This is a genomic window from Robinsoniella sp. (assembly GCF_034124845.1).
Genome location: NZ_JAWYAJ010000506.1, coordinates 1 through 7,841, shown reverse-complemented (window position 1 = coordinate 7,841; position 7,841 = coordinate 1). Strand labels below are relative to the sequence as shown.

Annotated in this window: 7 protein-coding genes and 1 pseudogene; all 8 read left to right on the top strand. The window is 44.4% G+C overall.

From position 1 onward, the window contains the following. Nucleotides 1-90: 90 nt before the first annotated feature. Nucleotides 91-1,239 (top strand): Gfo/Idh/MocA family protein, encoded by a 1,149-nt coding sequence (locus ACH2DQ_RS25135; RefSeq protein WP_394912383.1) that lies wholly within the window; start codon nucleotides 91-93, stop codon nucleotides 1,237-1,239. A 52-nt stretch (nucleotides 1,240-1,291) separates the two neighbouring features. Then, nucleotides 1,292-2,407, top strand: coding sequence for an alanine dehydrogenase (ald, locus tag ACH2DQ_RS25130; RefSeq protein ID WP_394912382.1), 1,116 nt, complete (start codon nucleotides 1,292-1,294; stop codon nucleotides 2,405-2,407). A gap of 18 nt (nucleotides 2,408-2,425) precedes the next feature. Further along, nucleotides 2,426-3,358, top strand: a complete 933-nt coding sequence (locus ACH2DQ_RS25125) for a ketose-bisphosphate aldolase (protein ID WP_394912381.1) — start codon at nucleotides 2,426-2,428, stop codon at nucleotides 3,356-3,358. Between the two features lie 19 nt (nucleotides 3,359-3,377). Further along, nucleotides 3,378-3,674 (top strand): Dabb family protein, encoded by a 297-nt coding sequence (locus tag ACH2DQ_RS25120; protein ID WP_394912380.1) that lies wholly within the window; start codon nucleotides 3,378-3,380, stop codon nucleotides 3,672-3,674. Between the two features lie 427 nt (nucleotides 3,675-4,101). Then, a complete protein-coding gene (locus ACH2DQ_RS25115; RefSeq protein WP_394912379.1) occupies nucleotides 4,102-5,568 on the top strand; it encodes an extracellular solute-binding protein in 1,467 nt (488 codons plus the stop codon). 36 nt (nucleotides 5,569-5,604) lie between these two features. Further along, on the top strand, nucleotides 5,605-6,492 hold the full coding sequence (locus ACH2DQ_RS25110; RefSeq protein WP_394912378.1) for a carbohydrate ABC transporter permease: 888 nt from the start codon (nucleotides 5,605-5,607) through the stop codon (nucleotides 6,490-6,492). Continuing rightward, the gene (locus ACH2DQ_RS25105; RefSeq protein WP_394912377.1) at nucleotides 6,489-7,304 is read left to right on the top strand and encodes a carbohydrate ABC transporter permease; all 816 of its coding nucleotides are present in this window, start codon (nucleotides 6,489-6,491) and stop codon (nucleotides 7,302-7,304) included. Before ACH2DQ_RS25110 ends, ACH2DQ_RS25105 begins: the two co-directional genes overlap by 4 nt. A gap of 17 nt (nucleotides 7,305-7,321) precedes the next feature. Beyond that, nucleotides 7,322-7,841 (top strand): annotated as a pseudogene (locus tag ACH2DQ_RS25100) (hypothetical protein); the annotation flags it as partial.

Genomic DNA, 7,841 nt, shown 5'->3' with positions numbered 1-7,841 from the left:
ATTGCCACCAATAAACTGATTGACTGCCTGATGGAGCATATGGAAGCTGCACTGCAGGAAATGGAAGAAGGAAAATAGGAGGAGTCTGATATGGGTAAAACAATTCAATTTGGAATTATAGGATGCGGGCTTATGGGAAAAGAATTTGCAAGTGCCGCTGCAAGATGGTGCCATCTGGCGGTCCCTGCGGCAAAGCCTGTGATTGTGGCTGTCTGTGATGTAAATGAAGCATCTCAGAAATGGTTTACGGACAACTTTGATACTATTTGCTTTACCACCACGGATTACAGAGAACTTTTAAAACGGGAAGACGTGGAGGCTGTATACTGCGCCCTTCCCCATCTGCTGCATGAACAGGTTTACTGTGATATCATCCGCGCTGGGAAGCATCTGCTGGGGGAAAAACCCTTTGGAATCGATCAGAAAGCCAATGATAAAATCCTTGAGGCAGCTGCGCAAAATCCGGAAGTGGTTGTGCGGTGTGCCAGCGAATATCCCTATTTTCCAGCCTGCCAGGAATTAATCCGGTGGGTAAAAGATGACAAACTGGGAAGGATCATTGAAGTGAAGGCGGGATTTAATCACGCCAGTGACCTGGATACCAATAAGCCGATTAACTGGAAACGAACCGTGCGGATGAATGGAGAATATGGATGCCTTGGGGATCTGGGTATTCACGCAGAACATGTTCCTTTCCGGCTGGGCTGGATTCCCAAAAATGTATATGGGGTATTAAGTGATATTGTGAAAGAACGCCCGGATGGAAAAGGCGGCATGGCGCCCTGCGATACCTATGACAACGGTACAATGATCTGCCAGTGTGCTGATAAGGATGACAATGAATTTGCGATGTACATCGAGACAAAGAGACTGGAGCCGGGGGCAACCAGTAACTGGTATCTGGAGGTAAAGGGAATGGATGCCTCTGTTCGGTTTTGCTCGGATGACCCCAATGCTTTCCACTATCTGTTTTCCAAAGGAAAGAACCAGGCATGGAGCAGGGTGAATATCGGTACCAAACCACTGATTCCCACCATCACCGGAGATATCTTTGAATTTGGTTTTACTGATGCCATCTTACAGATGTGGGCAGCTTTTATATTGGAAGTGGAAGGAAAAGAGGTAGAATTTGGCTGCTTTACGCCAAAGGAGACCAGAATCTCCCATGCACTGCATACGGCGGCACTAAAGTCCTATCGGGAAAAACGGGCAGTGGATCTACAGGAAAATTTTCTGTGAAATGGAATAACAGATAAAAGGGTGCGGCAAAAAGCCGGAAAGGGGCAATATAATGAAAGTAGGAACCGTTACAGAAATTAAGAAACATGAATACCGCGTTGGTCTGACGCCAAAATCAGCAAAAGCATTTATCGACCATGGGCATTCGGTTTATATACAAAGGGGTGCCGGGGAAGGTTCCGGTTACGGAGATGAAATGTATGGGCAGGCAGGCTGCATTTTACTGGATGGGGCAAAGGATGTCTTCGATATCTGTGACATGATTGTAAAGGTAAAAGAACCGCTGGAACCGGAATATGGACTGATCAGGGAGAATCAGATTATCTATACGTATCTTCATCTGGCAGCGGATAAAGCGCTGACTGATGCCATGCTGGAAAGCAGATGCATTGGAATTGCTTTTGAGACAATCAGAGACAGGAATGGCGGATTACCCTGTTTAAAACCCATGAGCCAGATAGCCGGAAGATTAAGCGTACAGGAAGGCGCCAAATATCTGGAAAAGCCCTTTGGCGGAAGTGGCGTCCTGCTGTCAGGAGTCCCGGGTGTGGAGCGCGGTAAGGTGGTAGTGCTGGGTGCCGGAATTGTTGGGACCAGCGCCGTTAAAATCGCTGCCGGAATGGGAGCAGATGTAACGGTTTTGGATATTAATCTGAACAGGCTTGAATACCTGGAGGATATATACCAGGGCAGAATTAACACGGTTTATTCCACACCCCAGCACATACAGGAATGCCTGACGGATGCAGATCTGGTCATCGGAGCGGTGTTAATTCCGGGGGCGGCAGCGCCCAAGCTGATTAAAAGGGAATATTTAAAGAATATGAAAAAAGGCGCAGTGATCGTGGATGTGGCAATTGACCAGGGCGGATGCAGTGAAGCCAGCCATGTGACTTATCATGATGACCCGGTCTATGTGACAGACGGTGTGGTCTGCTATTGCGTTGGAAATATGCCGGGGGCAGTATCGAATACTTCCACCAATGCTTTAAATAATGCTATACTAAACTATGGGCTTTCCATTGCGGACAAAGGGGCAGAGAGAGCGCTTCTGGAAGATACAGGGCTTTTGGAGGGACTGAATACATACAAAGGGAAATTAACCTATCAGGCAGTGGCAGAGGTTTACGGACGAGCTTATACGGATGCCCGTACTGCAATCTTGTAAAAGACAGGAAGGTGTATTATGGGGATTGTTACACTAAAAGAAATACTAAAAGACGCAAAGAACCGCAGATATGGTGTTGGTATGTTTAATACCATCAATTTAGAGATGGCAAGGGCGATTATCGGAATCGCAGAAGAAGAACGTTCTCCTGTGATTATTGGTTTTGCCGAAGCCCATCTTCCGTATGCAAATCTTGAAGACATAGCGCCGATTATGGTGAAGTTTGCAAGGGAAGCATCGGTACCGGTTGCCATTCATTTTGACCACGGAATGACTTTTTCTTATATTATGAAAGCAATCCATTATGGTTTTACATCGGTTATGTTTGACGGCTCCACGCTTTCCTATGAAGACAATATCCGTCAGACAAAGGAAATTGTAAAAGTAGCCCATGCCCTGAATGTATCCGTGGAAGCGGAGCTGGGACATGTGGGAGGTGCCGAAGGCGGCGGTGACGACGGCCATGAGGAAATGTATACGAAAGTAGAACAGGCAGCTGACTTTACCGCCCGGACGGGAATAGACGCTCTGGCAGTGGCAATCGGTACAGCCCACGGTGAATACAGGGTTAAGCCGGTTCTGGATATAAACCGGCTTCGGGAAATCCGAAGTGCGGTGGATGTTCCTCTGGTTTTACATGGCGGGTCGGGGCTGACGGATCAGGACTTTCGAAGCTGTGTGGCAAATGGAATCAGCAAAGTCAATATATTTACCGATATGTCCAAAGCAGCAGTTAACACGATTAATGAAAATCTCTGCGGCGCCCGAAAGATTAATCTGGGGAACAGCCAGGAACTGATTGAAGGGATTGTGAAAGCTGTAATGCAGCAACTAAAGGGCTGCACCTGTTCTTCCATCAGCTATCCGGAATTAATAAACTATACCATAGACGGCATTAAAGCCGAAGTCGGCAGCAAGATGCGTTTGTTTGGAAGTTCTCAGAAAGCATAAATGGAAGGGAGTGGGGACGATGGTAAAACATATCTTATTCTGGGCATTAAAACCAGAGCATAAAAAGGACGTACAGGAAATCGTATCAGAGTTAAACGGAAAGTTTCAAAAGATTATGCCACAAATAAAAGGACTGCTAAAAGCCGAAGTGGGTGCCAATTATAATGGGGGAACTTATGACTTTGCTCTTTATACGGAATTTACAGACAGAGAGGCAGAAGCGGCATATCAGGGACACCCTGAGCATCTGAAGATAAAAGAGTATATAAAGGCTGTTACAGATGGTAAAGTTTGTGTGGATTATTTTGCTGAGTAAAGGCAGATGGTTTTCTCAGCATGATAATTTCTGGGTTGTGGCGGGCTATTCTTTATTGGATGCAGAGCAGTATATTTCTGAAGTTTATGTGTAAAAGTTAAAAGTGTTTGCTCTTAAACCAATAACCCAATAAAAAAGGATAAGCCAACTAAAGGTTTATCCTTTTTTGTATGCCATTCTGATTGAATATAATAAGAGAGTTTTAGGTATCAAAGGGATGGGAAAATCAGCATCATCACATTTTAGCCTATATCTAAATTTTCTTTATAATATAATAGTAAAAATAATTGACAATTAGTTGGTACTGTGGTTTAATGTAGTTGTAATCGCTAATAAAAGTCGTATTTACAAAACTATAATGTACAATATGACGAAAAAGTCGGCATAATTTTGTGTAGGAATGCCGAAGGACGAAGGAGGTTTTGTAATGAAAAAGAAGTTAGTAGGAATGATTTTGACAGCAGCGATGGTAGTGACCATGACAGCAGGCTGCAGCGGCTCAGGCGGGCAGTCATCAAATGAAACAGCTGGTTCTCAGAAAGCGGCAGAAGAAACTGCTGCCACTCAAAAAGAAACAGGTGAAACTGTGGCTGAAGAAGAGACAAAGGCCGGCAGCGAAGCTTCAACAGGAAAAACAAAACTGTCCATCACTTATGTGGATTCTTCCGGTGAGGGAGAGAACAGCTATTTCCACAAAGAAATAGCCCAGGCATACGAGGGATGGGACAAAAAAGATCAGGTAGAACTGGATATACGTCCAATAGTAGCAACAGAAAGTGATTATTTTACAAAGGTGCAGCTGCAGATGGCAGATGCCAGTACAACACCGGATATTTATTTTGAAGATACCTTCCGTTTGTCGGCAGATGTTGCCGCGGGATACATAGCGGATATTACAGAATATACCAAAAATTATGAAGATTGGAACAATGATTCTTACTTAGAAGCAATTAAAAAAGGTGTTATGGATCCCGATGGAAATGTCTATGGAATTCCATGCAGTACAGATAGCCGGGGACTTCTTTACAACAAAGAAGTATTTAAACAGGCTGGACTTCCGGAAGACTGGCAGCCGAAGACCTGGGATGATATTTTAAGTGCATGCCGTACCATTAAAGAGAAATGCCCGGATGTGGTTCCCATGTGGTTTAGCGCTCCGGCAGCAGGTGGAGAGTCAACAACGATGAATACCTATGAGATGTTCCTCTATGGAACGGGGGAAAATCCGCTTTACAATGAAAGCACCGGAAAATGGGTAACCAGAAGCCAGGGAATCGAAGATTCACTTGGATTTATGAAAACTATTTTTGATGAAGAACTGGGCGGAGAAATTTCAGAGCGTATGGATGCTAACGAATGGCAGTACGGCGCAGATTATATGAGACAGGATAAACTGGGAATTTATCTGATGGGCAGCTGGTTTGCAACTTTCTTCCAGGAAGGCGGCAATTATCAGTGGGACGGATATGAGGAAAAAGTAGGATTTGTACCAATGCCGACTCAAAAAGGTGACAATGGCGGTTATATTACCATGTCAGGCGGCTGGGCATGGACGGTAACCAAACTTTCCAAGAATCAGGAACTGGCATTTGAATTTATTACAGAGCTTATGAAACCGGATAATTTCAAACTGCATGTAGTGGGATCGGGAGCACTTCCAACCAGAGATATGTCCGATTATCCGGAGATTACCGGAAGACCATTTAATGATGAAGCGACCAAGCTGTTAGGAGAGGCAAAATTCAGACCGAAGAATGAAAAGTATGCGGAAGTTTCCACCCACATTGCACAGATGGTGGAAGCAGCTGTAACAGGAACCGAACCCAAAGACGCCATGGAAACATTTGCGACAAGTGTGGAGTCCATCGTAGGAAAAGAAAACATTCAGGAATAACACAAATTCCGCAGCAATGCAGAGGACGGGGGATATATGAAAAGAAAATCAAGCAGTGCAGTAATGTCAAAATTAATTTATCTGGTGCCCGCTCTGGTCGTAATCCTCATTTTCTTTATGTGGCCAATCATAATGACAATTTACTATTCCTTTACGAATCTGGCGCTGACCGGAACGGCTGCTGCCAATTTGGAATTTGTGGGCCTGGAAAATTATAAAAAGCTGCTGGATGATCCTGCAGTGATAAACAGTATAATCATGACGTTGATTTTTACGGTTGGATCCGTGGCAGGACAGAGCCTGCTTGGATTTATCATCGCATATCTGATGAAACATAAAAATAAAACCTTCCGAAGAATTGTGGGACCTATTATTTTAGCAGGGTGGGTCATGCCTGAAATCGTGTGTGCGGTATGTGCATATTCCTTTTTCAATGACAAGGGAACTTTAAATGCAATACTATCCCTGGTGGGCATTTCCAAAATACCATGGCTGTTTAAGTATCCGATGTTTGCTGTTATTCTGGCGAATATCTGGCATGGAACCGCGTTCTCTATGATGGTATATCAATCGGCACTGGATAACGTATCGGAAGAAGTACAGGAGTCGGCAAAATTAGATGGAATCAGCAGTCTGCAGAATATATTCTATATTATACTGCCGATCATCAAAGAAACCATAATGACCAATACCATGCTGATTACCCTTATGACACTGGGAGGCTTTGGAATGATCTACGTTATGACCGGAGGCGGACCGGGTACGGCTACCCAGACTTTGCCGGTACTGATGTATATCCGGGCATTTAAGAACTATCAGCTTGGGTACGGCACGGCGATTTCTATGATTTTACTTGTGCTTTCTGTCCTGTTCAGTATTTTCTATACCCGGATTGCCGGAAAAGAAATGGAGGAAGGGTCATGAGGGAAAAAAGAAATAAAATCATTGCCTATGCGGCGTTAAGCATCATAGCAGTAGTATTTCTTCTGCCTCTCTGCTGGGTTGTGCTGGCGTCGGTTGACGCCACAGCCAACCTCTCTGTGAAGGCACCGGATTTTACGCTGGAGAACTATAAAAGTGTACTGACCAATAAGTCCAACTATTTGTCATTTCTGAACGGGTTTGTCATTTCCTTTGGACAATCCGTATTGGTGGTGCTTCTTGCGGGACTTGCGGCTTATCCGTTATCCAGGTATGAGATGAAGCATAAAAAACTGTTTATGCTTTCCATGCTGTTTATGACATCTCTGCCCATCGCAACAATAATGGTACCTGTTTACAAAATGTTTTTGACGGTAAAGTTATATGACAACCTGTTTGGTGTTATCTTGTTTATGACGGCATCGTCCATGCCCTACTCCATATGGATGATGAAGAACTTTATGGATGCAGTGCCTATGGAACTGGAAGAAGCCGCCTGGGTAGACGGCGCAGGTAAGTTAAAAGGAATTCAGAAGGTGATTGTACCCCTTATGGTACCGGGAATATTCACAATTGCCATCTATACGTTTTCCGGAAGCTGGGGGAATTTTCTCGTGCCGTTTATCCTTATATCCAGCAGTGAGAAGTATCCGGCGGCAGTTACGCTGTATCAGTTTTTCGGCACACATACCGTTTCCTATGGTCTCCTGGCATCATTTTCCATCATCTATGCGCTTCCGTCCATCATACTATACGTGTTGACGCAGAGATATATGTCCAAGGGATTCAGCATGCAGGGCGGAACGAAAGGTTAAAGAAAGAAGGTGTATTAGTGAATACAATTGAGAAGTATCTGAAACTGAAAGAGAAAAAAGGAAAAAATTATTGGGAAGAACGTATTCTTGCCCAGCTGGGATACCTGATTCAGTTAAAAAATGGGGAGATTCCAACTGATACGGCGGAGGTAATCGAACATCTTTACCAACAGGAGAAAGAAGAGGGTGCAATTACAAAACAGGAAGCATCCGCTGCAGAAGAGAAACTGATCCATTACAAAGAGTCTGCTAAGAAATTAAGTGTCATCTGTGCAGGGCATGCCCACATTGACATGAATTGGATGTGGGGATACCAGGAAACCGTGTCTGTTACCATTGATACCTTTCAGACCATGCTGAATCTGATGCGGGAATACGAAGATTTTACATTTTCCCAGTCCCAGGCGTCTACCTATGAGGCAATTGAAAAATATTGTCCCGACATGCTGCCTGAGATCAAAGAACAGATCAAACGGGGAAAATGGGAAGTTACGGCATCCACCTGGGTGGAACCGGATAAAAATATGACCGGTACGG